Here is a 24,773-nt window from a genome sequence, read left to right as displayed (position 1 = left end):
AGGAATAAGCAATTGGTCGCATCCGTGACCGCTTGCGTAGCGACTTCGCCGTACGAGAAATAGATGGCTGCTCAGGGAGCTCAATGCAGGCATGGCGCGGATTGACTATCCTCAAGGAATCCCATCTAGCAACTTACTTCCAGCTCGTCATGTTGTGCTTGGGACGCCAGGAAATCCGCTCGACAGCGGTCGAGGCTGTTCAGACCGGTAATTTTGCGCATCTGACGAGCTTCATCGAGTCCGCCCACCCTCATCAGCTCTCTCGCCTTGCGTTCCATGAATTCAGCTGAGCAACGTGAGGAGTTGAGATAACCAATGGTCTCTAGTCTATCGGCTTCGATCAGCCCGTCCGCCGAACTTTACTCAGAACAAAGCCGCCTCGATGCATAGGTGTATTCAAGGGCGAGTTGACGCGCATCTTCCATGAGATTGGCCGCGGCGCTATGTCCGCCGTCGATGTTCTCGTAATAGAAGTAAGGCTGGCCCAGCGCGGCGAGCTTCGCGGCAGCTTTGCGGCCGTGCGCTGGATGCGTGCGGTCGTCCTTGGTGGAGGTAAGAATTAAGGGAGCGGGATAGGTCTTGCCCGCCACCAGCTTCTGGTATGGCGAGTAGCTTTCGATCCACGCACGCTGCTCGGCAATGGCGGGGTCACCGTACTCGCCGATCCAGGAGGCGCCCGCGCCCAGCTTGGTGTATCGAAGCATGTCGAATAGCGGCACCTCGATGATCGCCGCGTTGAAGAGCTCGGGACGCTGGGTGATCGCGGCGCCAACGAGCAGGCCGCCCTGGCTGCCGCCAATCGCGCCCAGCTGGCGCGGATTAGTGATCTTCCGACGGATCAGGTCCTCGGCAACGGCAATGAAATCATCCCATGTCGTCTGCTTCGTTGCCGCCTGGGCCGCTTGGTGCCATTGTGGACCAAACTCACCGCCCCCGCGCAGGTTCGCAACGACATAGGCATTGCCCTGTTCGAGCCATAGCCGCCCCATCGATCCCAGATCAGAGGGCAGTTGCGACTCCTGGAAACCGCCATAGCCATGGAGAAGTGTCGGGATCGTGCCGTCAAACCTTGCGTTTTTGGGCCGCACCAGAAAATAGGGAACTGACGTGCCATCACGCGAAATGGCCTCGAGCTGCTCCACCACATGGTTCGACGCATCGAAGGCAGAGGGTGCCTTCTTCAATTCCTCCAAGCTTTTGCGTTCGGCATCAAAAGACCAAACTGAGGTTGGTCTGAGATAGCTCGAGACGGTGAATATGACCCGGTCGGCTTCATCGTAAGTGGCTGACAGGCTGACATTTGTATCTTCCGGCAGCGGGATCGGTGTCGCCGACCAAGCTCCCTGATCGTACTTGTAGAGGAACGCTTTACTCTGAACGTTCTCAAGGATCGTCAGAATCAAAAAGTTCCTTGTGTGAGTGAACTCGCTCAGTGCCTGCCGGGGCCCAGGCTGAAAGACGAGCGATGGTCTGGCGCGCAACGGATCCTGTTTCCATTCATCGAGGTCATACGAGATCATCGAGCCGGCCGTGAAGCGGATGCCCTCGGACGGTATCCAGTCCTCATCAAGTTTCACAAGCAGGCGGCCGCACGCGAGCGTGGCGATCTCGGCCTTCTTCGGCAGATTGAGCTTGATGGGCCCATCGGGGCGGAAGACCACATACTCGGACTCGAAAGTGCTGATTGCGCGGGCGGCGCCGGTCGCATGAATATGACCCTCGCTGTCACGAAGCACGAAGGGGGACGCCCCAACGTCGGTGGGCTCGCCCCGAAAGATCTCGCGAGCCTCACTGAGCGGCTGAGCACGTTTGAGCTCCTTCACCACAAAAGCGTAGCCGGCTTGCGTCAAAGTCCCCTCGCCCCAGTCCCGTGCAACAAGGAGGGTGTCACCATCGACCCAGCTGACGTCCTGCTTGCCCTCGGGCAGATGAAAGCCGTCCGCGACGAAGGTCTTGGCGGCGCGATCGAACTCTCGTATGGACACGGCATCCTTTCCGCCATCGGAAAGACTAATCAGGCAACGGCGCTCTTCAGGCGGAAGGCAGCTGTGACCTTGAAAGACCCAATTTCTGTTTTCGGCGGCAGCTAAGGCGTCCACGTCCAGAATGGTTTCCCACTTTGGGTGTTGGCTACGATCGCTCTCACGCGTGGTGCGCCGCCAGACGCCGCGCACCTGATTCTCGTCTCGCCAGAACTGCTCCAAACCGCCCCCTTCGAATGAAACATCTGCGATCCGATCTTTGGCCTGCAGGATGGAGAGCGCCTGTTCGTAGAAGCGCCGATAGCGAGGATCTGACTGAAGCACCCCGAGCGTCTTCTCGTTCTCGCCGCGAGCCCAAGCCAACGCGCCTGGCCCTTCCATCTCCTCGAGCCAAAGGAATTGGTCGTCAGTCACCGCCGCATCCGTTCGCTCCTTTGAAAGCGCCGTGGACGTGGCGCTAGCAATCGAAGGCAACACCGCGGACAAGAGTGGTGGCGTGTTCATGGACTTTTTCTCGGTAAGATCGGCGGGCCACGCTGGCCGGCCCTGGCGCGTCAGGCAGACGCGGCGGAAACCGTGCAAGCGCATGACATAGCGCGGCTTGCGCTATGTCATGCGCCGCTTACTGCAAGCTGCGTGCTGGCTAAGGAGTCGCAAGTTTCAGCCGTTCGGGGGCTGCACGGCCATGTTCCGTTGCCGCCATTCGTTGCCAAGCGGACATCACAGCCTGTCGGCGGACAGCCTGTGAGACAGCGCCAGCTTTTTTCGATCTTCAGTGGCAAGACTGGGACGCGGCGATGCTGCTTACCTCCGCATGCGAGGTTCTCCTGGTTGGCGTCACCGGGCAGACTTGTCGACGGGCATCATCAGGACAACGATCAGCGCATTGATCAGCAGCCAGATCGACATCATGCCAAGGGTGGTATGCATGGCGATCTCGACACCTCGGCTGCAAGCATTGCCTAGTTGGAGGAGCTTTTTCCTTCAACATGCGAAGTCACACCGATAACTCGGTTCGTTAACTGATTGCCGGGAGAATTGCGCTCGAGACAAGGAGAGTAAAAATGCCCAAGAAACGGCCTACGCTGCAACACCTCTTGGCGGTTCAAGGCTCGTGCAACCCTCGCTGCGAACTGTTCCGTGACGGTGCTGTTGGGGCCTAAGAGCAAGCGCCGCTTTCCGCCGCGGAGCGATCAACGGGCACCAGCGCGCCGACTGGCGCCGCCCCCCCTCGCATCAGCGTCGTTTAGGCATAGAACATGAGTTGATTGTATCGCCCCCATTCTGGTGATGGACCACTCATATGATGCCTTGATTTCCTAGGCCTGCGCCGTGCGCAAGAACCGCGTCAGCGCCAAAGACCTGGATTGCTCCTCTGTCCTGCTACAGAAGTCTGTCATCCACCGTGCTATGCTTTTCGTTCGGTCAGTCCTTTCGGGCACCGAGCTCTTGTCCGCGATGACCATGGCGTGAAGCTGTCGCCGCCGGCAGATCCCAGAGTATGTCCTGTGTATGGTTCAGTGGGGCCGCTAAAGCGTCAAAGGCCGACATCACGGCTCCATAGGCAGCCTCCTTCAACGCGGCATCAGCGGGATCGATCTCGTTATAGGCGGTCAGCGCCGAGGCATAATCTTGATACAAGGGGATTTGAGCCTCGTTGGTCCAGCCCATACCGAGATGATGGACTCGGGCTCCTGGTTGACCATCGTGACGGTCCTCCACCTCGCCCGACCCAACAGCATCGGAAGGACCTGCACTTCGCTTAAGAGAATCTTTCTTCAAGCTGTCCCGGCCCGCAACCTTGGCCCTGTCAGGTGTGGCCCTGCGCGGTTATACGATGCGGTTCGATTACATGCCCCTATTCATACCGTGATGAGGATACTCCGATGTGGTCGGCTTGATACTCTGCCCGCGGCACGAACAATGCGGGCGGCTCCCCACTATGCGATCGAACGAAATTGCAACTCGAATGTTTGACCAGCTTGGCAGGAGCGTGCGTCGTTAATGGCTCCGCACCTGTCGCACCCACCTCGCGGAGAATGCAGATGAGCTCTACATCGCGCAACGATTTGTAGTCGCGTTGCACGCCTCGCCTCCTCCTCGAGGCCGACGATACTGCAACTTTGCACATCATTGATGGCGCCCTCTGGTCGTGGTCCAACTCAGTCAGCTTGACTTCGGAGTCGCCTGCCTTTCCAGACATCCGGATCGCGGCTTCCGTCGCAAACATGTTTAGCTTATCTCGAATCCGCTACATCATCGGAAGACCCCAACATTCGCATCGGAGGTCAGCGAAGAGGTCGCTCATAGAGCCAGCTACGCTTCGTGAGGATTGCCCGCACTTGGTAGCGCGCAGAGCGCTAGAGTATGGGGCAACGTCTAACAGCAGCACGCTTTCGAAAATGGGTTCACGGACTATCATTGCCGTCTTCGTGCCCGGCCTAGGCCGTCTACACCGCCTTTCCGCTGACAACGACTTTAGTACCTAAACCGCTACGATCGCCTCCCAATTTGGGACACGCATCCGACCGCCGCGTCCGCAGCACGGGGATGGATCGATCAGAACGTTAACACAGGGATCCGACAGATCCTCGAGCTTTCAAGAGCGTTCTGCGCCGCGATCTCACCTCGTCTGGTGGTCCACGGCGCCCCGTGACGATCGGCGACGAAATAGAAGCACGCCCTTCAGCTGCGGGCGCGTAATTTGCTTCGCATTCCGCCGGAGCAACCCAAAGTCGCGCCTTACACTTCGCCATATCTGCATTAGGGGCAACGGCACCGATGCCGTTACCTTAGATAATACCCTGACGTCGCGCTTTGACGACGCACTAAGTCCGGGTGGATGTTTCCAGCTTTCGCATCGCATTCTTGAGATGAAAGTTGACGGTATTCAGGCTCACGTTCAGGATGACCCCGATCTCCCAGGATGACTTCCCTTCCTCGACCCATCGCAAACACTGTCTTTCCCGTTCCGACAGCACAACCTCTTGCCTATCCGCCATGAATTTCTCCTGTAGTCCAGAGAACAGGAAAGCATCAGCAGATGCCATACCACTCAGTGGCGCCAGCAAACTGTCGGCGAGGCAGGACAAATTCTTCGGCGATTGCCGCGCCATTCGCGCGACTCCTGCCATCCCACCGCAGCCCTGTCGACAGGCTTTGCGACGTATGTCGTCAACCTGACAGCAGCATTGCGATAATCGTGGCTGTTCGATATTTGCGTCAAACTCTATGTGAGCGGGATATCACTAAGGGCTCCTCCCACGCCGAGGAGTGGGGGGCAATTCTCGCTGGGGGCCGCAGCACCAGGCTCGCGAACGGAAGGTCATTCATTTGCATACAAAACCCTTCTTCCAGCCTTAGGCGCGAGGCCAATCAATCCATAGCGAAAGCTTTGCGTTCGGCGTGCCTCCTATCGCGATCATGCTAAGCCTTTGCGGTCCCGATAAACTACCAATGCTAGTCATTGAGCGGCATCACGCCGAAGCGATATGAGCAGTGACATTGGTCGCAATCTAGGTCGGCTTACGGGATTTAGGCATGCAGTATCAACCACAAGCCGTTCGGCCCACCGCAGGTCATCAATGCGCGCGGCCGTCGCCTGCCGAAATGCTTCATGTCCAGGTCTGCTCGAATGATGAGCTCTCGTTTCTGATGGAAGCGCATGATGGCCTATCCGCCACAATCGCACAGCGGTCAGGGTTCAAGGGGCTCTGGGCGTCTGGTCTGTCGATTGCCAGCTCCCTGGGCTATCGTGATGCCAATGAAGCTTCATGGAGCCAGCTCGTCCAGAGCGTCGAGCGCATAGTGGACTCGACAGAGCTACCTGTGCTCGTTGATGGGGATGGCGGCTTCGGCAATTTCAACAATGCTCGCCTGCTCGCACGCAAACTTGGTCAGGCTGGCGCAGCAGGCGTCTCGCTTGAGGACAGCTGCTTCCCGAAGCTGAACTCGCTCATTGGTGAGCGGCATCCGCTCGCCGATATCGATGAATTCTCCGGTCGTCTGCGGGCTGTAAAGGATGCAGTCGCCGAAACTCTTGTTCTCGTGGCCAGGATCGAGGCGCTGATCGCCGGGCACGGATTGAACGAAGCTATCTTGCGTGCTCACGCTTATGCCGACGCGGGAGCCGATGCTATCTTGATTCACTCGCGAAAGAGTACCGCGGACGAGATACTTTCGTTCGTCACCGAGTGGCGCAATCGGCTACCTGTCGTGATCGTTCCGACCACATACTATCGAACGCCAGTCTCAGCCTATCGGGATGCGCGCATCTCCACAGTGGTTTGGGCCAACCACTCCATGCGAGCTGCGGCAGCTGCAATGCGGCGCGCCTGCGATAGTATCGCAGCTCAAGAGAGCGTTGCGAGCATTGAGCCTCAGATCGCACCGCTCAGCGAGATCTTCGAGCTCCTGAGGTATGACGAACTCGCCGTGGCCGAAAAGCAATATCTGCAGCCCCGCTAGTCCATGGCAGCAGGGTTTGTCACCTGAAGCTTCCTTTGTTCAAAATCTGCCGATGAGTCCCCTCACCTTTCGTCGGTCCCACTCAGTGTCACAGAACTGTCAGCGACGTAAACTCCTGGAGAGGCTCTCGACATGGCAAAACAGCTTTGCCTACGGCTCAAGAACGGACACACAGCGGCTGATGCAAGTGTATACGCCGACCACGATTCATGCCTGCCTCTTTCAAACTCTGGGGTGGTCTCACAAGTCTGCGGCACCTGACACTTAACAGAGGCGCTCAGGATGCTTGCAGAACGATAGGTGGGATGAAGAAAGCGAATTGAAATGCCTGTCAATGTTCCCAAGCATGCTCTCATTCTTGCCGCTGGAGTGGGCTCTCGTCTACGGCCGCTCACGGAGCTAAGCCCAAAACCTCTAGTCCAAATCCATGGCACCCCCATCCTGCACAACGCCCTACATAATCTTGGCTGTCTTGGCGTGGAACACGTAACGATCGTTGTGGGGTATCGCAAAGAGGCGATCAAAGAGGCCTGCGGCAGCCGCTTTGGCAGTGTTACGATTGACTACGTCGAATCCTCCGCTTACGACCGTACTGGGAGCGCCTATTCGCTATGGCTGGCGCGTGACGCACTCCTTTCCGGAGATTACTTCGTTCTTGAGGGCGACGTCTTCTTCGAGGAAAATGTATTGCGGCAGCTGATCATCACTGAAGCGCCCAACGCTGCTGCTGTCGCTCCCTTCCATGAGCTGATGCAGGGATCGGCGGTCCTGTTGTCCGATCTTGGCTTCATTTCAGAATTTCGCTTGAAGCAAACAGCGCGAGATCTAATCGCGGGTGCCCCCCCTCTCTACAAGACGATAAATCTGTTACGGCTGTCCGCGTCTACTCTGCGGACAGAGGTCATTCCGGCCCTAGACGATATGATCAGGGCCGGAGCTACCCAGGCCTACACCGAGGAGCTTCTTTCCTATCTCGTGGAAACACGAGGCTTGCTGCTTGCTGCGGTGAGATGCGACGGGCTCAGGTGGTACGAAATCGATGACGCGGAAGATCTGCGTACCGCCGCACGCATCTTCGCAGAAGCCGACTACGTTTGATCCTATCGCCCAGGGTGAAGTTCAAGACGGTCACGGAAGGTTTGTCGCTGCGCCTCTTCGATATTCGCGGCAGCCTCTGAGGCCGGGCGGGTAAGAACGGCCAAGAACCGTAAGCTTGACGGAGGCCGCAATCAAAGCGGCGCCCATTGTCTTAGCAGAACGCAAGCGCTCGTCCCGGCATACAATGTGAAAACACATCCCAAGCGATGAGGTGGTAGCGAAACAGTCATTTTGTGCCCAGCCGCTTTGACCGCGGGAATGGGACGAGACCTAGACCTTGAGGGAGACAGATGATTTCGATTTGCTCGCTTGCGCTTTTCCGGATCGAGACTTTCCTGCAAGCGACTGCTCCGCGGAACTAATCTCTTTGAAGTCGAATCTGAAGCTGATTCTTGGTGCGCAAAGTACATTCTCGCCAAATTTGATCGGAACACGGCCGGAGCAATCAAGGCCCTCTTTGACGAAGACCGGCGCCGAAGTGGACATTTCAAGCAGGCGCGCCTCATGGGGCGAAGGGCAGACGCGCACTTATCGTCACCCATTGCTGCGAGTAGTCGTCAATTCCGATGCGCCTGAGAGCTGTCGAGATCGAGTTGGTGCCAGAGAATTTATCCAGCAGTCCTGGAGTGCGTTTCGCCGGAAAGTAGCTATGCGCGATGACGATCGGGATCTCGTCTTGGTAACTCAGCGTGTCAATGCGCAGCACATCGTCACCGGCCTGCAAGTCGAGGTAGCCGGCCAACCGCTCGTCTGCCGGTACCGTTGCAGCAGACAGGATCTTACGACGTGCCAAGCGGCCTTGCGAGATGAGATTATCGGTCAGCCGGGTTTGAGGGGAGAGAAGATAGGTTGTTGGATGTTCGACAACGAAGGTGCCTCTCCCCTGCTCGACACGAAGCAATCCTTCCTGCTCAAGTCTCCGAATGGCGTATCTTACGGTGTGCCGGTTGACACCATATTTGAGAGCAAGCTCGACGTCGTTCGGAAGCTTTTCGCCTGGCCGAAATCGGCTCGACGCAATAGCTTCTTCGATGTTCGATCGAACAAATTCCCAGCGCTTTCCTTGGTACATAGGGCAAATAGTCCGTGGTTCAGGTGTTCAACTGCGTCGGATTAGCGTCAGGTCTATCGTTCTTCGGCTGCGCCAGCCGCGTTACGGCCGCTCCCCTCAGATAAAGGCGCTGTCCGTAACGCTCCCGGAAGACAGTTGCCCGGCGCGCTGAAGAGGCAACTGAGACGCTCGCATCTTCGACATCATACTGGCTTGAGTCCTCGCGATCTTGCAAAGCTTCATCAATGATACGGCCCTGCACTGTCGACGGTAGCGGCAGTCTCAAGCTGGAAAGGATCGTCGGTACCAGGTCAACGATGCTGGTTGGGACAGCAGCAACTCCGGTTTTAAAGCCATTTTCAGCAAGGATGCATAATGAAGACAGCTCGTTCGCCGAAAGCCCGCCGTGCATGCCAACGCCGATCCGATAGGCTCCATCGTAGTACACGGCGTCGGGCGGAGCGTTCCGATTGGCCGCGCTGCAATCGGCGAGAACAAACGACAGATCCGCGCTTCGTTGGTGTTCGGCCATGACAGCCGAAAGCGGGAGGGTGTTGGCGACAAGTGGAGACCCATCAGCGGCCTTACGTGAGAAAGCCACGCCAAACCATCGCTGCTCGGAAAGGCTGTGATACATCTCTGTCAGAAGATGGCCTTCTCTGTCCCGGACCCAAATGTTGACAACCCTTTGAGCGGTTATTGCGGCGTCTACGTCGGGCGTGAGCTCGTATCCGACTTTGAATCCCGACCGCTGCAGGTGGTTCAATACGGAGACCTTTTCTCCAATGACGGCGTGTCCGTGATCGGATGCAAGAATAAGCTGTACTCCCTCACGCTCTCCTTTCTCGCTCCACCAAGCGAAAATGCGTCCAAATTGCCGATCGACCTCGTGGAGCACCTCACGGGCCGTAGGATGCTGAAGTCCGAACATGTGATATGTAATGTCCGGCTCCGAAAGCCAGAGCAGGCTGACCTCCGGAAGCGCTTCCTTCTTGAGAAACGAAAAGAATAGATCGACGACACGTTCGATGGTAGCACGCGCCGGCCGCTCGTCGGGAGGGAGCAGTGGAAACGATGACGCAGTGCGGTGAACGGCCGCAGTGCTACTGAACTTTGATGGGTCATGAACCCAGAACGCCGGCGCACCTGTCTGCCAACTGCCCCAGCTCGAAAGTCCAAAAGAGCCCTGCGACTGAGATCCGATCGTCAGCATCGCACGACCATGAGCCGCCAAGACTTCGCCGATCGTAGTGGCGGTGAGGACGCCACCGCGTTCGCTGCCGAGCGTCAGGAGCGCCGAGAGCGAAGATCCGTCGATGGACCGACCGTTTGCCAAAAAACGGTTGCCGATGATTCCATGGGCCGAGCTATGTCCGCCCGTGGCCAGCGCGGCCGATGAAACCCGCGTCTCACTGGGAAACGATGAGGTATGGCGGGCAAGTCGAAGGCCGATTTTGGACAGCTCTGCGAGATTCGGCGTGACTGCTTCGTCTAGCTGGTCAGGACGAAGGCCATCGAGCACGACAACTACAAATTTCATTCGGCCACCTTCCAGCTCCGATTCCGGAGCCTCAACCTGCGGGAGTAGCAGCCTGTCTGACCAGAGCTACCTAGTACCTAGGTTTGTCATGATGGTGTCACATGGTGTGAATTATATCTCGCAGTACTCGAACGGCCCCCGCAGAAAAACATTGTGCGAGTCCGCCTGGCCCTGGACGGCCGGAAAAGGTGACGGTGCGGTTTCGCGAGAGCGAGATGCGGCAGCTCGCGGAAGTCTCCCGTCAGCGTGGCATGACGCGAACCGGCTGGATTGTTGCCCTGGTGCGCTCGCGATTGGGGTCGCCCGTACAGCATTCCCCGAACGAGCATGGCGAGCTTCGCGCGATCGTTCGCGAGCTCAACCGGATCGGCGGCAACATCAACCAGATCGCGCGGGCCGCAAACAGCAGTGTGCTGCAGGGCAGGGCGGTTGAGCCGGATCTATCCGCGATTCGAGAGGCCAAATTGGTCATCGAAAGAGAGCTCGCGCAATTGCGTAGTGCGCTGCATGGCAACGCGGATTATTGGGATGGAAGGCCATGAGCCGGCGTCCGCCGCGGCCGAACGCCTTGGCCTTCGAACTTCCGCCGATCTCGTACGTCTGGGAAACGCCCAATCGGCGCCCAGGGCGGGCCGAGTGGGATATCCCCGATCAGGCGGCTCCGGGCCGCCTTACGCCGGCGATGCGTGCGAAGCTCGAGCGCATCGTGCGTCGAGCACCAGAGGTGATGGTGAAGATCACCGGGCGGACAAAGAGCGTGGCGCATTTGAAGTCGCACCTCGCCTACATCACGCGAAACGGCGAGCTCGATGCGGAAACAGAGCAGGGCGCGACGCTAGCGGGTCGTTCCGGATTGAAAGATCTGCAGCAACGCTGGGAAGATGATGCCAGTCTCGACGGCAAGCGCCGCCGTGATGGATCGCTTTCGATCAACATCATTCTGTCGATGCCGGCTGGCACCGATGCTGTCGCTGTCAAGGATTCCGCTCGGGCATTTGCCATCCAGACGTTCGGCTGTAATCACGACTACGTCTTTGTCCAGCATCTCGACGACAAGCATCCCCACGTGCACTTGACGGTTCGGTCCCTCGGACACGACGGCAAGCGCCTCAACCCGCGCAAGGCGGATCTGCAGGCGTGGCGGGAACGGTTTGCTGGCGAACTCCGGCTGCGCGGGATCTCGGCGGAGGCAACGCCGCGGCGAACCCGCGGGCGAGTTCGAAAGGGCGACCGCGGGGCAGTCCTCGCCATGCGCAAGCGAAAGATCACACCTGATGTCGATCAGCTCGCCCGGAAGGAGGTGCTTTCGGAGGTGAGGAGTAGCAAGACTGCCAAACATCCTTGGGACGAACAGATCAAGTCACGTCAGGACGCAATCCGGCGGCGTTATCTTGACTATGCAGCCGAGCTCCAGCGATCTGGAGTGCCTGCAGATGTTGAGTTAGCTCGCCAAGTTCGGCAATTCGTTGACGACATGCCAGGTATCGAAACTCGCCGGCATGCGCTGAAGAACGAGCTTTCGGAGCTGGCCAGTAGCCGGCGGCGAGACGTTAAACAGGACGTTCATGCAGAGGGGCGTGACAAAACACGAGGCGATGAGCCGATCAGAGGCGAACGGGGGAATCATAGAACTTAGGCACGGAGGGCGAGTTCCTCCCCGCCACCAAAACGTCAGTCAAAGCAATTTAAATAGCGCTGCCGCACCTGTGTGAATCCTTGCGGCCGCGCTGTAGCAACGTAGCGTTAAGGTTGAACTCGGATTGTAATCTAATCCTCGGAACGGCTGCGACCCTGGGCTACTTCGGATTCACGGCATCGCGCCTAGATGCCATCAGCGGCTTTGCCGTCCCGCTCTGATCAGTCGCGGCAAAGGTGACCGGCCAACAACTAGCAGGCGCAGTTCGCGCTGTGGGGCCTTCGGTGGCCAAGGTCAAGAGTACCTGAGCGAGAAATAGCGCCGCCCTCGAAGGGCGGTTTGGTGTCGGCATCAGCATGCACGCGCACCGCACAATCCTATCTGCCAGCCTTCCGTTCTGAAACCAGCCATTCTGCGCGGGATCGCTCGATGCGGCCTCCCCGGTAGGCAGACCGGAAGCCCGGTCCAGATACCAGTCAATCGCCTTGCGATCCCAACGCTGAGTGCCGGGGATAGCCTCCGGCACCAAGCCCTTCTTAACCCACGTGTTGAACGCGTCCTTGGAGCAGCCACAATAGGCTGCCGCACTGGCCTTAGTGAGGCCCCGAGGTGCGATCTGATCGGCTCGTAGTATCCGCTCCGAACGTCTCAGCTCTGCGGGCGAAGGTTTGTCACGCTGATGATCACCGTCCATTTGGACCTATGGTAGAAGTTAGCGGCAACGTGACGGCGCCCCGAAGCGTTGGAGGTAGAGCGCTGTCCCTAGCACGCCCCGCCAACTTCAGCATGGCCAGCCTCAAGCGGCAGAAGCTGACGGCGGAAAGTATCGTCCGGAAGGCCCATGGCGCAACTACCAGAACCGGTTGCTGCCAGGCGCTTGGGCGATCAGTCTCAGTGACCGGAAGCAACGCGGGCGCGGCTCGGCGCCAGGTCAGGATAAGAATCGGGCGTTGTCCCTACCGCGCCCGCGCTGCGATTGAGATTAGCGGTGACGTGACTCGGCGCTCTAGCCCCCTCGCGTACACCGGGGAGGCGCTGTCCCTGCCAAGCGCCGCTAAGCTCAATGGCTGAGTATTCGGGCTAGCTTTCCAAAAGCTGACAAGGACCCGCGCGGAAAAATCTACAAATGAAAAGCGGCCCGTGTGGGCCGCTTGCCGTAGACGTTCAGGCCGCAGACAAAAGCCGTTCGGCCCGCTTACGATCAGCGGCAGCCGCACCACGACGACGGGCCGGATCGGCGCTCAGCCGATCTATTGCACGCTTACGGCTGATCGGCGTTACGACTTCACGCCCTCCAGGCTCCATCTATTCGACCAAATAGAGCTTGCCGTTCGGTTTGCGCATCAGGCGAGAGCGACTTTCGTACCAAGCGCCACTTACCGGGCCGCGATCAAGGCTGATGCGCGTGACGATAGCGGCATCGCTTGCGGTGTCGGAGACGATCTTCGAATTCGAGACGTTGCGGATGGCTTCCATTTTTATTCCCCTACAGGCTTCTGAAACGCCGCAGACACTGGATGAAGCCTCCGTGGCGGCGGGAGGTTCAGAACCTGTAGAGGACAGGCGAGCTAAGCCTTATATCGCTGCCCTCCCGCCATGCGGAACGTCGAACGGAAATCCGGACACAAAAACAGCGCCATTCGAACGTTCGGCGCTTTGGGCGCCTCCAAAAGGGGTTCTGAAACCTTTTCTGCCAACACCAATCCAATATAACACTGATTTTTCTCGCATTTTGTAAGCTGACATTCCTTACAAAACTAACGACGTTGCGACCCTCAGCCTGGATGCCAAGACTGCGCGGCGCTCAGCCTGTCAGTCTCGGAGCACGATCAGAGCGGCGCGAACGGTGCGCTGATCTCACCGTATCTCTGCTTCAGTTGCCACAATCTGTGAAGGCCGAGCGCTCGCTCAAGCATCGGCTCGCCGCAGCATTTCATCACGACCCCTAATGGCGCGAGCCGGAATGTCCTGCGTCAGCCGCCAAGCCAGGAATGGCAACCCGACTTCGGGCAGCTCATCCGTCAAGCGCAGGACGTTGATTGCCACATTTCCTCAACTTCGCGAGTGCATGCGCGAGGACATCGGGAGTGTCAGTCTCGACGGCCGCAGTGCGAGGCGCGAATTGCAGTTTGACTACACTGCTCACTCTACGCTCCTGCCGAGCCGAACGACCTTGACTTCGATACGCGCAACGCTGTCAGACTTGATGTCTGTTACCTCGAAGGCTTCACCGGTGCGAATGAGCGTGATGCGATAGCTTTGCAGCAACGGCCACGGCAGCGCCTTGTGATCGAAAGTGAAGATGGGGACGCTTGTGGTTATGAGCGGCTCAGCGAATGGCCGCGCGAATGCACCTTTTTATCGCCCATCACCACAGTCTCGGGCTTCGCAATGAATACTGCGATAACCCTCGCAGCTCTGTCAGGCTGAGGCTCTCCGGGAAAGTTAGGCCTCCCAGCATAACCAGAACGGGTTCGCCCATATTGTCGTCAATGGCTGCGCTGACACGCTGGAGGCCTGCGCGCCACGTTTGTGGGAATAGCATCGTCATTCTTGTGATCCTGTGGGCGGCCCTTGTGTGGACTTAACCGAATTGTCGCCAAGTCCCTGCATTCCCGTGCCGAGCTGGCCGTTGAGTTGAACGCGTGAAGCCGCTTCGGCCCGAGCCACAACGGCTTGGAGGTATGCGGACGGCTCGACGGTGACCGTGATGTTCTGATGCATCTCAGCCTCGCCGCTCACAGTCCCGTGGACTTCTTGCCGTGGCCTCATCCCTGGGAGGGCCGCGTTGAGCCCGCAATGATGGAGTCCTGCAAGCCCTGAGACTGAATGCCCGTATCGGCTGAAGGCAGCCGACCGATGTCCGGCCTCAGGATAGCATCAGGACGCAGCACTCTATAGATTTTTCGACAATCCGCGCGTCACCGAACACGGCGTGATGGCGGGACATTTCGCTGCGACTGCAGCGCGTTCAAAGCCCGCGAAGGGCCTGTCCTGATCCTGCAGGATACGACCGAGTTCATCTACAGTCGCCCGGCAACATCGGCTACACAAAGACCATCAATGCTGGGCGCTATAAGGCCGGACAACCCACCACCCACACCTTGTGCGGCGTGTTGACGCATTCGAGTCTGGTCGTCACCACCAGCGGAACTCGACTCGGCCTGTCCGCGGTAAAGTTTTGGACCCGCAGCAAGTTCAAAGCAACAGCTGCGCTCAGGCGGCTCGTGAACCAAACGCGCGTGCCGATCGAGACAAGGAAAGTTATCGCTGGCTCGAGAATTTGCGTCAGTCCATCGCGCTTCTGGGCTCGCCCGAGCGCTGTGTGCACATTGGCGATCGCGAAAGCGATATCTACGAACTCTTTTCCCTGGCGCAGGATCTCGGGCGCGGTTTCTTGTGCGCGTTCAGGCCAATCGGCTGGCTGAACCAGCGTCGGAGGCCTCGCCGACGAATGCGGCCATCGCGTGTTCGCTCAACTTGCCGCGGTCCCTTGGTCCGGCCGCCACCGGGTCGCGAATTGGCGGTGAAACTGGCGAAACTGCTTTCTTGCAGATCAAATTCGCCTCGGGGAAAACATTGCCGCCAATCAGCAAGCAAAAGCGCTAACCGCCGCAAACGCTCGTCTATATTCATGCCTTGGTGGTCGACCCACCGTCGAATCGTGACCCGATCGACTGGAAGCTCGTAACCAATTTGCCTGTCGACGACTTAGCAGCCGCCGTCGAAAAGCTCGACTGGTACGCCTCGCGCTGCAAGGTCGAGGTGTTCCACAAGATCATGAAATCTTGGTTGCCGCGCTGAGGACGCGAGATTGCAGACGGCCGAGCGGCTGGTAACGCTTCTCGCTCTCGCTACGGTTGTCAGCTGGCGCATTTTTTGGATCACTATGTCCGCCCGCGCTCAACCGGATGCGAGACCCGAGACTGTCCTATGCCCGGCGGACATTGAAGCACTCGACCGCATCGATGCGGCGCGTTCCAAACCGCGCATCCTTCGCCGAACGCTCGCAACTTACTTTTTGCAGATCGCCGTGCTCGGCGGCTATCTCGCCCGCACACGTGATCCTCCTCCAGGAAACATCGTCGTTTGGCGAGGACCAAGTTGCAGGATGTCGCCGTCGGCATCGCTATCGGGGCACCCCGAAGATGTGGGTAATTGAAAGCCTCACCGGATGCTTACTCCGATAGTCGCCACCTGGCGACAGCTTCGTCGTCAGCTTACAGACAGGTAAGTGCTTCAGAGGTTACAACGTATCGTAGTGGACTGAGTCTACTCAGTCCTGGCAAGGGAGTATGGAATGGATCCTTTTGAGGCAGGACCGATTCTGCGCGGCGATGGGATCTCTTCGAACGAACAAGAGGGGCAGGAAAACGAGGCCGGGGCGCAGTGGGACGGAGTGCTGACAGGCTATGACGTGGCAGATTCAGCTCATGCGGAGGATGACCAAGACCAGACGGTTGAAAATTGGGCTGCCGAACGGGACGTGGGCCCGCTCGAGGATCGAGAAGAAGCCCTAACGCGATTAAATCTTTCTGAGTTCAATCAACATCTCGATCTCGAATCGTTGTCCCTGACCAGTTTGCCCAGATTTTCGACCGATCTCAGGCGGATCGACGTTCCCTTCAATCGGCTAACCAGGCTGCCCCATACCCTGCCCGCCACCCTCGAGTCGCTCAACGTCGGTCACAACCAGCTGACCAACTTGCCCACCCTTCCGGCCGTGCTCGCTTATCTCGACGCGAGCAACAACCGGCTAGCGAACCTGCCTGACGCCATCCTCCCGCGCTTCAGTTTCTCGATGTCAGCCACAATCAGTTGCAGAATCTGCCGGAGGTCCTCCCTGCCACGCTCGAGAGGCTCCGCGTTAGTGGCAACCGCTAACCAGGTTACCCGAGGCGCTCCCACCCGGGCTCGAATTCCTCCTAGCTGACTATAACCAGCTAACCAGCCCACCCGAGAACCTACTGACGCAGTTGGGCGCTGATGCCAACGTAGATCTGTCTGGAAATCCGCTGCCGGATCAGGTGCTGACGAAGCTGCATACAGCCGTAATGCCGCGGACTATACCGGTCCATCCGTCATACTTCCGGGCAACCACGTGAGTGCACTATCCTCGATGAACAGGACCATACTCTCACCGAAGCCGTCGCAGACTGGCTCAGGGGCAATCCAAAAGACGGCGATCCGGAGGTGCTGGCCGCTTGGCGGACCTCTGCAGAGGAGCCGGGCGCTGAAGAGTACGCGCTTTTCCTCGGCAAGCTGTTCGAGTCCGTCAACTCTGACAATCAGGAATTCCAGCAGTCGGTGGCGAATGATCTACGCGAGGCGGCGAAGAACCCGCAATTGCGTGCGCAGTATTTTCAACTGGCCGCCGATGCCAACCAGACCTGCGAGGATCGCAGAACGTTGACTTGGAACGGCAAACAGCACGTCTCATCGCAGACGTGGAGAACGGCGTCTATGACGATAGGGCGCGGCCTCCCGATCTCATCGATCTGGGGCCCGTCATGTTCCGCGTGGATGCTCTGGAAGGGACCGCGCGCGAGAAGGCTCACTCGCTCGGCTCCGTCGGCAGAGCCGAAAACATCGATGCCATCGAGGTCTATGTTGCTTATCAGAACAAGCTACGCGAGCGGCTGGGACTGCAGCACGTCGCGCCGAATATGCGCTTCTTTGAAGTTTCCGGCGTCACCGAGGCTGACGTTGACAGTGCAGAGATAACCGTGCGGAGTAAGGAGGCGGCGGAATTTGCTGACTATTTGGCGACGGACTGGCAACCTTGGGACGATGTGGTTTCTCGCATCGCCCTGACGCCCATGCTGCGATGCAGGACCAACTCATTGATGCAATGGGCGAAGAGTTCGACAACAGACTGGAGCAACAGCTCGCCGACAGAGACTTGAGTGGAACTGATTCTGATCTCGTCGAGGATGCCAAGCGAGAATTAGGTGCCGAGGTCCGTAAGGAAATTGCCCGCGAGATCAAGGGCGCTCTAAGGGATAGGGTGCTCAATGATCACGGCCTCCGGCTGTGAAGCAGCCTTTGTTAGTTCGCACGAGGCATAGCGCTGTACGTCAGGGCTGCGGAGCGCCGGCCTAGACGCCGGCGCATTGCTCAGGTCAGCTGCTAAAATGCGTGCACGTAGCGGCGAGAGTCGGACTCCCTTCCCCGATGCCGCAACTGCGCGAAGACCGCCGTAAAACAGGGAGCCCAAAAAGGCCGGGCTCGATTCTGTGACCACCGCCGTGTACCACCGATTCGGCCCGCAACGCGGGTAAGCATCAGAACAGCGAGGCAGCCATGGTAAAACCGTTCCAGTCCAAGACCCATATCGGCAATCATCTGCTGCATCCGGAAACCCTGATGCTGACCTATGGCTATGATCCGCAATTGTCGGAGGGCGCCATCAAGCCGCCGGTCTTCCTGACCTCCACCTTCGTGTTCAAGACCGCCGAGGACGGGCAGGACTTCTTCGACTACGTCGCCGGCCGGCGCGAGCCGCCGGAGGGCATGGGCGCGGGCCTGGTTTATTCACGCTTCAACCATCCCAACAGCGAGATCGTGGAGGACAGGCTCGCGGTCTACGAGCGCACCGAGAGCTGTGCGCTGTTCTCATCTGGCATGGCGGCCATCGCAACCACGATCCTGGCCCTCGTCCGCCCCGGCGATGTCATCCTGCACTCGCAGCCGCTCTATGGCGGGACGGAGACCCTGCTGACGAACACGCTTGCGCGCCTGTCGATCGGTGCCGTCGGCTTTGCCAGCGGAATCGACGAGACGGCAGTCAAGCAGGCCTCGGAGGAGGCCATGGGCAAGGGGCGGGTTTCGATGATCCTGATCGAGACGCCCGCCAATCCGACCAACGGCCTCGTCGACGTCGCAATGATCCGCCGCACCGCCGAAGCCATCGGCAAGGCTCAGGGACACACGCCCGTCATCGCCTGCGACAACACGCTGCTCGGGCCGGTGTTTCAGCGACCGATCGAGCACGGCGCGGATCTGTCGCTGTATTCGCTGACCAAATATGTCGGCGGCCATTCCGACCTGATCGCGGGCGCTGCGCTCGGATCGAAGGCGATCATGAAAGGTATCAAGGCGCTGCGCGGCGCCATCGGCACCCAGCTCGATCCGCATTCCTGCTGGATGATCAACCGTTCGCTCGAGACGCTCAGCCTGCGGATGGAGAAGGCCGATGCGAATGCGCGGCTCGTGGCGGACTTCCTGCGCGACCACCCGAAGGTCGCCAGGGTGCACTACCTCGGTCACCACGAGCAGGGCTCGCTGTCCGGCCGTGTGTTCGCGCGGCAATGCCTGGGTGCGGGCTCGACGTTCTCGTTCGACATCGTCGGCGGCAAGGAGGCGGCGGTGAAATTCCTCAACGCGCTGCAGATCCTCAAGCTGGCGGTGAGCCTTGGCGGCACGGAATCGCTCGCAAGCCTGCCGGCGACGATGACCCATTCCGGCGTTCCCGCCGACATCCGCCAAAAGATCGGCGTGCTCGATTCCACGATCCGGCTGTCGATCGGGATCGAGAACCCGTCGGATCTGATCGCGGACCTCGCGCAGGCGCTGAACGCGGCTTGAGCGAGGGAATCAAAGCGGATTGGACGCGCGGCACGCTGACATGATCGCCGCGGCGGCCTCATTGCTCTGCGCGCAAGGGAGCTGCCGCACGAGCCAGACGTAATAGCCCTTGCTGGGATGCGTTTAGCAGGGAATCGCCGGCAGGCCGTCAATCTCACTCGATTTCGAACCATTCGGAGACGGCGCGACCGGTGGGCCAACGAACGAAATCAAACTCGCAATTGCCGCTCGATCCCGTGCCCGAACCGCGATCACCGTGCTCCTGCTTTGCATCTAGTTGAAGCAGTTCAGCCTCGACTCACGCCAGGGGTCCTTGCCAGTTCTTGGTTGGCCAAGGCGTCGATATGTAGCGTCGTCGGGATGAGGAGCCAAGTCTCGGCGCCCCAGACCTGGGGCGCCGGCACCGACTCCTCCAAGTTGACGGCCTGTTGTTTGCCTGGAGCCATGCGGCGCCCCTGAGTAATCATTGTGCCCTGGGGAACAACCCCGAGCCTCTGAACGGCTGCGAAGTCGTCGAGAAGGACGTGTTCTTCAGCGAGCATTCGGAAGGCCCGAACGCGCTGGCGTCCCTCGCTTTCCACCAACTCGCCCCTGCAAGGCACTCCACGGATCTCGAAATAGGTCGGGCGCCCGACTTCGGGCATGAGGCGCGGGCCTTCGAGGGCGCGGACAAGGTAATCGGGCAGGAATCGCTCCCGGTGCGCCCATCGGCCCCGAATCAAGTAGCTAAGATCGACTGTACCTTCGTCGGGGGGCGCGGCCCTGACGATTTGCGGGGGGCGATAGAGGGGCTGGGATGGACCAGCTTCGTTTATCCCGCCAGCGCGCGGGTGATGGATCAGGCGAACATCCATGGGGCCTTGCGGCCCGACAGTCGCGGAATAGCGCTCCCCATTGATCGCAAACTGACTTGGCCCGAACTGGTTTGACAGCAGATTGATATTGCTCAACACGTCGATCAACACGTCTGAAGCCGCCCTGGAGCCGTGGCGCCAGTCGGCGCCAACGATCGCTCCGATATCCCGCAGCTCCGGAGCCGCCCCGGGGTCAGAATATTTTGAGGCCTTCATCGGTATCCGCTCCTCCCAGCCGAGGGGATTCGGCAGCGAGAACTCTCTAGCCAAAAATGGTCCAGTTTGCCGGCCTCAGATCAGCACCACCCGGATCGGGGATTTCGAAATCGGCGGCCTCGCGGAGGTTCGTCGCGCTGTCGGCGGCGCGGCTGGCCGACTTCATGGCTGCCGATCTGTCCGCGCTCGACCTTCTGGTGGTCCAAATCGATGGGCTGCATCTCGGCGACGATCTCGTGCTGGTCGCCGCGATCAGGGTTGACGGCGAACGCAACAAGCATCCGCTGGCGCTGGTGGAAGGGTCGACCGAGAATGCGGCAACGATTCAGGCCCTGCTGACAATTTAGTCTGCGCGGGCTCGCCCCGACAGTGCTAAGGCTGTTCATCTCATCGTCGATGGCGCGAAGGCGTTGTCGAAGGCGATCCGCAACCACCTTTGGTTCGGCCGCCCCGATCCAGCGCTGCCAGATTCACAAGGCGCGCAACATCATGGAACGCCTCCCGAAACAGCATCATGCGGCCACCCGTCGGGTGCTGCGCCAAGCCTTGGAGGTCGATGACGCCGCAGGCTGAAAAAGTGATCCGCAATCTCGCGCGTCGTCGCGACCAGCAATGGCCCGGCGTCGCGGCGAGCATCATCGAAGGCCTCGACGAAATCCTGACCGTCGTCCGGTTGAAGCTGCCGAAGGAGCTTCGTCCATCGCCGAGAACATGATGGGCACCATTCGCCGCGTCACGCGCAACGTCAAACGCTGGCGGGGTGCCGGTATGGCCTTGGGATGGGTCGCGGCCGGCATGATCGAGGCCAACAAGGGCTTCCGACGATTGAAGGCACGTAAGCAATTGGCGATTCTGGGTGCAGCCCTTCAAACTCACCACGATCGCATGACGATCAAGCCCGTTGCCCACGTCACGAGGGCCGCATAACAGTCGTTTCGGAAATGCCGGCCCGACGTAGTTCAACATTGATCGGGACATCCCCCCGCAACAGTTCCGAGGGTCACTTTACCCGGTCCTCCCTAACACCGGCGCAGTGCGGGGAAACGAAGCGCTCGAGCTCTCTAGCGACAGACTCTGAAACTCTTTACGCACCCGCGCAATTACGCAGACATGGAGAAAACCGGAAGATGGGATTGAGCCGAAGGGAATTCGCAGGGGCGGAGGGCTGCAGTGAAGGTGCGGTCAGATATGCCTTGCGCCAAGGGCGTTTAGCGGCGCGGCCCGATGGCACGCTCGATCCATCTCAGCTCGGTCGGGCGGTGGATGCGAGACTCCTCGGGACAGAGGCCCTCGGCGTATTTCTTCCGGTAGTCGATGCCACCGAAAGGATACGGAGACGATCGGGATCGCCGCCACCTTCCATGGAAGTGGTCTGTGGAGGTGGCGATCCTCCTCAGTATCTTGGTCTCTCGAAAATGGGCGATGTTGATCCGATCGGCCCGATAGAGATCTGCGACGACCTCAACGTGCAACTCGCTGAATTTTGGGTTGGTGCGCAGGTTGGGCCGCGCGATGGCACCAGATGAACCAGATGATGAGAACGCCGTCCTCCTAGATATCAACGATCCGATCGCGGTCGCCGGAGGGATGATCCATCTGGCGGTGAATTTTTACCAGGAAGACCTGAAGCGCCGGCGCCGGGAGACCGGGATCGTGTGTGTGAGGGACAAACGCCATGGCAAAGGGTAAGAGCGAGGATTTCGCAAACCAAGCGCCTCAGTTCGCGCGTGACGGATAGCTCGCGATCTTGCGAGCTTGCGAGTGAGCCGCCAAAGCTCGACCCTATTGGTCTCGGCTAATTGCTGTGCTCGCTGCTTAGCCGCTTCCTCATCAGCGCAAATCAGCCTTACGCAGTGCACTACATTCCCGTCGGGCTCGAACAAGTAGACCATGAACTCCTCGACCGAAGGGCTTCCAGTCACGCGCCGGCCGTGACTTTGAAGGTTATTGCTTGGTCCGATGGCGCTGCGTGCATGTCTTTGGTGGAGGTAGTCATCGCTCATGCTTAGCTGATCGCGACAACCGGCCGGCGTATTGCCCGGTTGCAAAGTTCCTGCATGGACATCGCTCGGATCTTATTCCCCGCCGGTTGCGCTCGACGATAGCTAGAATCAATTCTTCGGTGGCGATCAGGGCCAGCTCCATTTTTTCCTTAACAATAGTCGACGTATCTCGACCGATACTGTCGAGATGGTTCAGGGCCACCGCTTTGAAGCTATGGGCTAGGCGCTCCTCGGCATCGTCGCGTGCATAGTCTATAATAGTATCCAGGTGGGCGACGATTTGAGCCCGTTGCTCGGTCGGTTTTGGACCGTCAAGCAACGTTATCGCTCGAATAAAGGCCTCTTCAACAGGGATCATATCAGGTTTCCTTTGTTGCTGGATTGGAAGCCGCAGTAGCTCGCGCCGGTGCTGCAGATTTAGCGAGGCTCGACCCGCAAAGGCAACTCCTCAGAAAAAAGAGTTGATGTTGCGCAATCTTGAGGGGCGACCATCATCGGCATGGATCTGTGTGCGGCGGGGGCGAGGCAATGCAGCGATCAAACCGGGGTGGTGTCCCAATTGGGCACCTTTCACAAATCACACCAACGAATTGGCCCCAGGCGATGGTGTGAAATGGATCCCGATTTTGGGACCACGTGCTTAGTTGGAAGGGGCGGCTCCGTCTAATAAACGGAGCGGATGATGACGACGAAGACGAGACGCAAGATCGACGCGGCATTGAAGGCAAAGATCGCACTGGAAGCCGTGCGGGAGCAGGCGACGGTGGCCGATCTGGCCCAGCGCTACGAGGTTCACCCGAACCAGATCTATGCCTGGAAGAAGCAGCTGCTGGACCAGGCGGCCCGGGCCTTTGAGGCGGGTGTCGGGCGGGAGAGCGAGGACGCTCGCGAACGCGAGGCCGCGGTCGTTGGATGGACAACGTCTTCATCGAGCGGCTGTGGCGGTCGCTCAAGCATGAGGACATCGTGTGCTGTGGAAGTCAGGCGTCGGCCTGAATCCTGACGAAGCTTTGTCAGAGATGGAGGATGGCCCTCCGAAGTCGACCTGCAGGGGTAGACGTCAAACCGCTCCGAGCTGCGAGGGTAAAGAGCCCTGGTAGTGAGCGTTGGAGGAAAAGGCGGAGGAAACTCCGTCAGGTGAGATCCGAGGAGACGAACGTAAGTAAACCGCTGATGACGTGTCGTAACGTGTTCTATCGACGTCGAAACAGGGATCAGGATGTCTGTCCCGCGAGCAAGGGTTGGGGGGAGCCTGCCGACTGTCCAACCGGCGTCCGGCATGAAGGTGGCGTGACGTCGGATCAGGCTTTGACAAGGAACACAGGAACCTGTCGCTCCGATGTGAAGGGAGGACTCCAAGCGGCTCGTCGCCGCAAGGAGCAGAGTACCGATGCGGAGCACAGGGGCGGAAACGCCCGTATTAGGGACGAAGGCGCTGCAATGGCACTGGACCGAAGGGGCGTTGTCATCCGGCTTTACGCGGTCGACAACCCGAAAGGGGATGATCGGCATGAGTAAGGCCAAGCCGTTTTGTATTGCCAAACGCGATGTGTGGGAGGCGTATAAGCACGTGAAGGCTAACCAAGGGGCAGCTGGTGTTGACGGGCAGTCGATCGAAGACTTCGACCGAGATCTGAGTAAGAATCTCTATCGGATCTGGAATCGGATGAGTTCGGGCAGCTACTTTCCGCCTCCGGTGCGGCGCGTTGACATACCGAAAGGCGGAGCTGGCAGCACGCGACCGTTGGGAATACCAACGGCCTCGGACAGGATCTTGCAAGATCGCTGCCGATGCGCCTGCATTCATCCTGACTGAACGCGGAAAGCCTTATAGCGATAAGTCGTTCACCGGCAAGTTTTCGGCCTGGGGCAAAGCAGCTGGAATCACAACACAATGCAGTCCCCACACCTTGCGCTTCGCGGCAGCGCGTCGACTGGCCGAGCTGGGCTTATCCTTGAAGGTGATTGCCAGCATAACCGGGCACGACAGCTTGAAAGAGCTGTAACGGTACACGAAGGCTGCGGAGCAAAGGCTGGTCGCCAAGCGGGCTATTGCCGCGTTAGGCTCACACTAGCCCAAGGGTCGCGCCTTCCGCATCGCCTGAGAGGACTTCGAACGCTCGGTCGATCAGTCGCATGTCCCACAGAACCACACCGCCGCGCCTGATGGGCCGGGGCATCGTTCCGTCCTCGAGAATGCGGACGGAGTGAGCTGGCTCCGGAAATCTGGACAGGGCGATAAGTGGAGTTTCTGCCTGACGGCGGGCAAGATTGTCCCGCGAATCAGGAGAGACGATGAGCAAACGAGCCCGCCGGCAGCACGCACCGGCATTCAAGGC

General features: G+C 59.2%; 16 protein-coding genes and 6 pseudogenes. 13 read left to right on the top strand and 9 right to left on the bottom strand.

Features of this window, described 5'->3' with window-relative positions; translation table 11 throughout:
- Positions 1 to 359: 359 nt before the first annotated feature.
- From ACM43_RS11875 to ACM43_RS38880, 3 genes and pseudogenes are all read right to left on the bottom strand, one after another.
- On the bottom strand, positions 360 to 2,486 hold the full coding sequence (locus ACM43_RS11875; protein WP_271540211.1) for a prolyl oligopeptidase family serine peptidase: 2,127 nt from the start codon (positions 2,484 to 2,486) through the stop codon (positions 360 to 362).
- Positions 2,487 to 3,407: 921 nt separating this feature from the next.
- Positions 3,408 to 3,764, bottom strand: a complete 357-nt coding sequence (locus tag ACM43_RS11870) for a hypothetical protein (protein ID WP_141697738.1) — start codon at positions 3,762 to 3,764, stop codon at positions 3,408 to 3,410.
- A gap of 1,046 nt (positions 3,765 to 4,810) precedes the next feature.
- Positions 4,811 to 4,972: pseudogene (locus ACM43_RS38880) on the bottom strand (helix-turn-helix domain-containing protein); the annotation flags it as partial.
- A 619-nt stretch (positions 4,973 to 5,591) separates the two neighbouring features.
- Here ACM43_RS38880 and aepX point away from each other — a divergent pair.
- Both aepX and ACM43_RS11855 read left to right on the top strand, forming a co-directional pair.
- Positions 5,592 to 6,449: a phosphoenolpyruvate mutase gene (gene aepX, locus ACM43_RS11860; protein WP_036031328.1), complete on the top strand. Its 858-nt coding sequence runs from the start codon at positions 5,592 to 5,594 to the stop codon at positions 6,447 to 6,449.
- Between the two features lie 324 nt (positions 6,450 to 6,773).
- Positions 6,774 to 7,547, top strand: a complete 774-nt coding sequence (locus ACM43_RS11855) for a phosphocholine cytidylyltransferase family protein (protein ID WP_271540208.1) — start codon at positions 6,774 to 6,776, stop codon at positions 7,545 to 7,547.
- Positions 7,548 to 8,049: 502 nt separating this feature from the next.
- Here the strand turns inward: ACM43_RS11855 and phnF are convergent.
- Both phnF and ACM43_RS11845 read right to left on the bottom strand, forming a co-directional pair.
- The gene (phnF, locus tag ACM43_RS11850; RefSeq protein WP_036031323.1) at positions 8,050 to 8,619 is read right to left on the bottom strand and encodes a phosphonate metabolism transcriptional regulator PhnF; all 570 of its coding nucleotides are present in this window, start codon (positions 8,617 to 8,619) and stop codon (positions 8,050 to 8,052) included.
- 19 nt (positions 8,620 to 8,638) lie between these two features.
- The gene (locus ACM43_RS11845; RefSeq protein WP_036031321.1) at positions 8,639 to 10,138 is read right to left on the bottom strand and encodes an alkaline phosphatase family protein; all 1,500 of its coding nucleotides are present in this window, start codon (positions 10,136 to 10,138) and stop codon (positions 8,639 to 8,641) included.
- A gap of 188 nt (positions 10,139 to 10,326) precedes the next feature.
- Between ACM43_RS11845 and ACM43_RS11840 the strand changes: the two genes are divergently transcribed.
- The 3 genes from ACM43_RS11840 to ACM43_RS38875 all read left to right on the top strand — a co-directional run bounded on the left by ACM43_RS11840 (position 10,327) and on the right by ACM43_RS38875 (position 12,082).
- Positions 10,327 to 10,680 carry a plasmid mobilization protein gene (locus ACM43_RS11840; RefSeq protein ID WP_420886581.1) on the top strand — a complete coding sequence of 118 codons (354 nt, stop codon included), beginning with the start codon at positions 10,327 to 10,329 and terminating at the stop codon, positions 10,678 to 10,680.
- A complete protein-coding gene (locus ACM43_RS11835) occupies positions 10,677 to 11,774 on the top strand; it encodes a relaxase/mobilization nuclease domain-containing protein (protein ID WP_271540204.1) in 1,098 nt (365 codons plus the stop codon). Before ACM43_RS11840 ends, ACM43_RS11835 begins: the two co-directional genes overlap by 4 nt.
- A gap of 236 nt (positions 11,775 to 12,010) precedes the next feature.
- Positions 12,011 to 12,082 (top strand): DUF3606 domain-containing protein, encoded by a 72-nt coding sequence (locus tag ACM43_RS38875; RefSeq protein WP_074448345.1) that lies wholly within the window; start codon positions 12,011 to 12,013, stop codon positions 12,080 to 12,082.
- A gap of 997 nt (positions 12,083 to 13,079) precedes the next feature.
- Here the strand turns inward: ACM43_RS38875 and ACM43_RS11830 are convergent.
- Positions 13,080 to 13,250 carry a hypothetical protein gene (locus ACM43_RS11830; protein ID WP_157786056.1) on the bottom strand — a complete coding sequence of 57 codons (171 nt, stop codon included), beginning with the start codon at positions 13,248 to 13,250 and terminating at the stop codon, positions 13,080 to 13,082.
- A 2,824-nt stretch (positions 13,251 to 16,074) separates the two neighbouring features.
- Between ACM43_RS11830 and ACM43_RS11825 the strand changes: the two genes are divergently transcribed.
- The 3 genes and pseudogenes from ACM43_RS11825 (at position 16,075) to ACM43_RS11815 (ending at position 19,361) form a co-directional block, all read left to right on the top strand.
- Positions 16,075 to 16,707: a hypothetical protein gene (locus ACM43_RS11825; RefSeq protein ID WP_050996259.1), complete on the top strand. Its 633-nt coding sequence runs from the start codon at positions 16,075 to 16,077 to the stop codon at positions 16,705 to 16,707.
- Between the two features lie 260 nt (positions 16,708 to 16,967).
- Positions 16,968 to 17,680: pseudogene (locus ACM43_RS11820) on the top strand (NEL-type E3 ubiquitin ligase domain-containing protein).
- A gap of 397 nt (positions 17,681 to 18,077) precedes the next feature.
- Positions 18,078 to 19,361, top strand: a complete 1,284-nt coding sequence (locus ACM43_RS11815; RefSeq protein ID WP_074448344.1) for a cystathionine gamma-synthase family protein — start codon at positions 18,078 to 18,080, stop codon at positions 19,359 to 19,361.
- Between the two features lie 287 nt (positions 19,362 to 19,648).
- Here ACM43_RS11815 and ACM43_RS11810 read toward each other — a convergent pair whose 3' ends face one another.
- Positions 19,649 to 20,431, bottom strand: coding sequence for a hypothetical protein (locus ACM43_RS11810; RefSeq protein ID WP_141697739.1), 783 nt, complete (start codon positions 20,429 to 20,431; stop codon positions 19,649 to 19,651).
- 83 nt (positions 20,432 to 20,514) lie between these two features.
- Here ACM43_RS11810 and ACM43_RS11805 point away from each other — a divergent pair.
- Positions 20,515 to 21,358, top strand: a pseudogene (locus tag ACM43_RS11805) (transposase); the annotation flags it as partial.
- 573 nt (positions 21,359 to 21,931) lie between these two features.
- Positions 21,932 to 22,120 carry a hypothetical protein gene (locus tag ACM43_RS11800; protein WP_157786133.1) on the top strand — a complete coding sequence of 63 codons (189 nt, stop codon included), beginning with the start codon at positions 21,932 to 21,934 and terminating at the stop codon, positions 22,118 to 22,120.
- A gap of 303 nt (positions 22,121 to 22,423) precedes the next feature.
- Here ACM43_RS11800 and ACM43_RS11795 read toward each other — a convergent pair whose 3' ends face one another.
- On the bottom strand, positions 22,424 to 22,792 hold the full coding sequence (locus ACM43_RS11795) for a hypothetical protein (RefSeq protein ID WP_260374223.1): 369 nt from the start codon (positions 22,790 to 22,792) through the stop codon (positions 22,424 to 22,426).
- Between the two features lie 321 nt (positions 22,793 to 23,113).
- Between ACM43_RS11795 and ACM43_RS38870 the strand changes: the two are divergent.
- From ACM43_RS38870 to ACM43_RS38865, 3 genes and pseudogenes are all read left to right on the top strand, one after another.
- Positions 23,114 to 23,275, top strand: a pseudogene (locus ACM43_RS38870) (transposase); the annotation flags it as partial.
- Positions 23,276 to 23,944: 669 nt separating this feature from the next.
- Positions 23,945 to 24,214, top strand: a pseudogene (locus ACM43_RS11785) (group II intron reverse transcriptase/maturase); the annotation flags it as partial.
- On the top strand, positions 24,141 to 24,440 hold the full coding sequence (locus ACM43_RS38865; protein WP_074448695.1) for a tyrosine-type recombinase/integrase: 300 nt from the start codon (positions 24,141 to 24,143) through the stop codon (positions 24,438 to 24,440). The pseudogene ACM43_RS11785 and the gene ACM43_RS38865, both read left to right, overlap by 74 nt.
- A gap of 60 nt (positions 24,441 to 24,500) precedes the next feature.
- Here ACM43_RS38865 and ACM43_RS11780 read toward each other — a convergent pair.
- A pseudogene (locus tag ACM43_RS11780) lies at positions 24,501 to 24,773 on the bottom strand (hypothetical protein); the annotation flags it as partial.

Origin of the sequence: Bradyrhizobium sp. CCBAU 45321 (genome assembly GCF_028128975.1) — a bacterium.
Lineage (GTDB): Bacteria > Pseudomonadota > Alphaproteobacteria > Rhizobiales > Xanthobacteraceae > Bradyrhizobium > Bradyrhizobium yuanmingense.
The sequence above is the reverse complement of the archived record's forward strand: the minus strand, read 5'-3'. Positions and strand labels throughout refer to the sequence as shown.

Excerpts from the sequence above, each read along its gene's own strand:
- ACM43_RS11875 (WP_271540211.1), bottom strand. The coding sequence starts at position 2,486 with ATGAACACGCCACCACTCTTGTCCGCGGTGTTGCCTTCGATTGCTAGC.
- aepX (WP_036031328.1), top strand. The coding sequence starts at position 5,592 with ATGCTTCATGTCCAGGTCTGCTCGAATGATGAGCTCTCGTTTCTGATG.
- ACM43_RS11855 (WP_271540208.1), top strand. The coding sequence starts at position 6,774 with ATGCCTGTCAATGTTCCCAAGCATGCTCTCATTCTTGCCGCTGGAGTG.
- phnF (WP_036031323.1), bottom strand. The coding sequence starts at position 8,619 with ATGTACCAAGGAAAGCGCTGGGAATTTGTTCGATCGAACATCGAAGAA.
- ACM43_RS11845 (WP_036031321.1), bottom strand. The coding sequence starts at position 10,138 with ATGAAATTTGTAGTTGTCGTGCTCGATGGCCTTCGTCCTGACCAGCTA.
- ACM43_RS11835 (WP_271540204.1), top strand. The coding sequence starts at position 10,677 with ATGAGCCGGCGTCCGCCGCGGCCGAACGCCTTGGCCTTCGAACTTCCG.
- ACM43_RS11830 (WP_157786056.1), bottom strand. The coding sequence starts at position 13,250 with ATGGAAGCCATCCGCAACGTCTCGAATTCGAAGATCGTCTCCGACACC.
- ACM43_RS11825 (WP_050996259.1), top strand. The coding sequence starts at position 16,075 with ATGGATCCTTTTGAGGCAGGACCGATTCTGCGCGGCGATGGGATCTCT.
- ACM43_RS11815 (WP_074448344.1), top strand. The coding sequence starts at position 18,078 with ATGGTAAAACCGTTCCAGTCCAAGACCCATATCGGCAATCATCTGCTG.
- ACM43_RS11810 (WP_141697739.1), bottom strand. The coding sequence starts at position 20,431 with ATGAAGGCCTCAAAATATTCTGACCCCGGGGCGGCTCCGGAGCTGCGG.
- ACM43_RS11795 (WP_260374223.1), bottom strand. The coding sequence starts at position 22,792 with ATGATCCCTGTTGAAGAGGCCTTTATTCGAGCGATAACGTTGCTTGAC.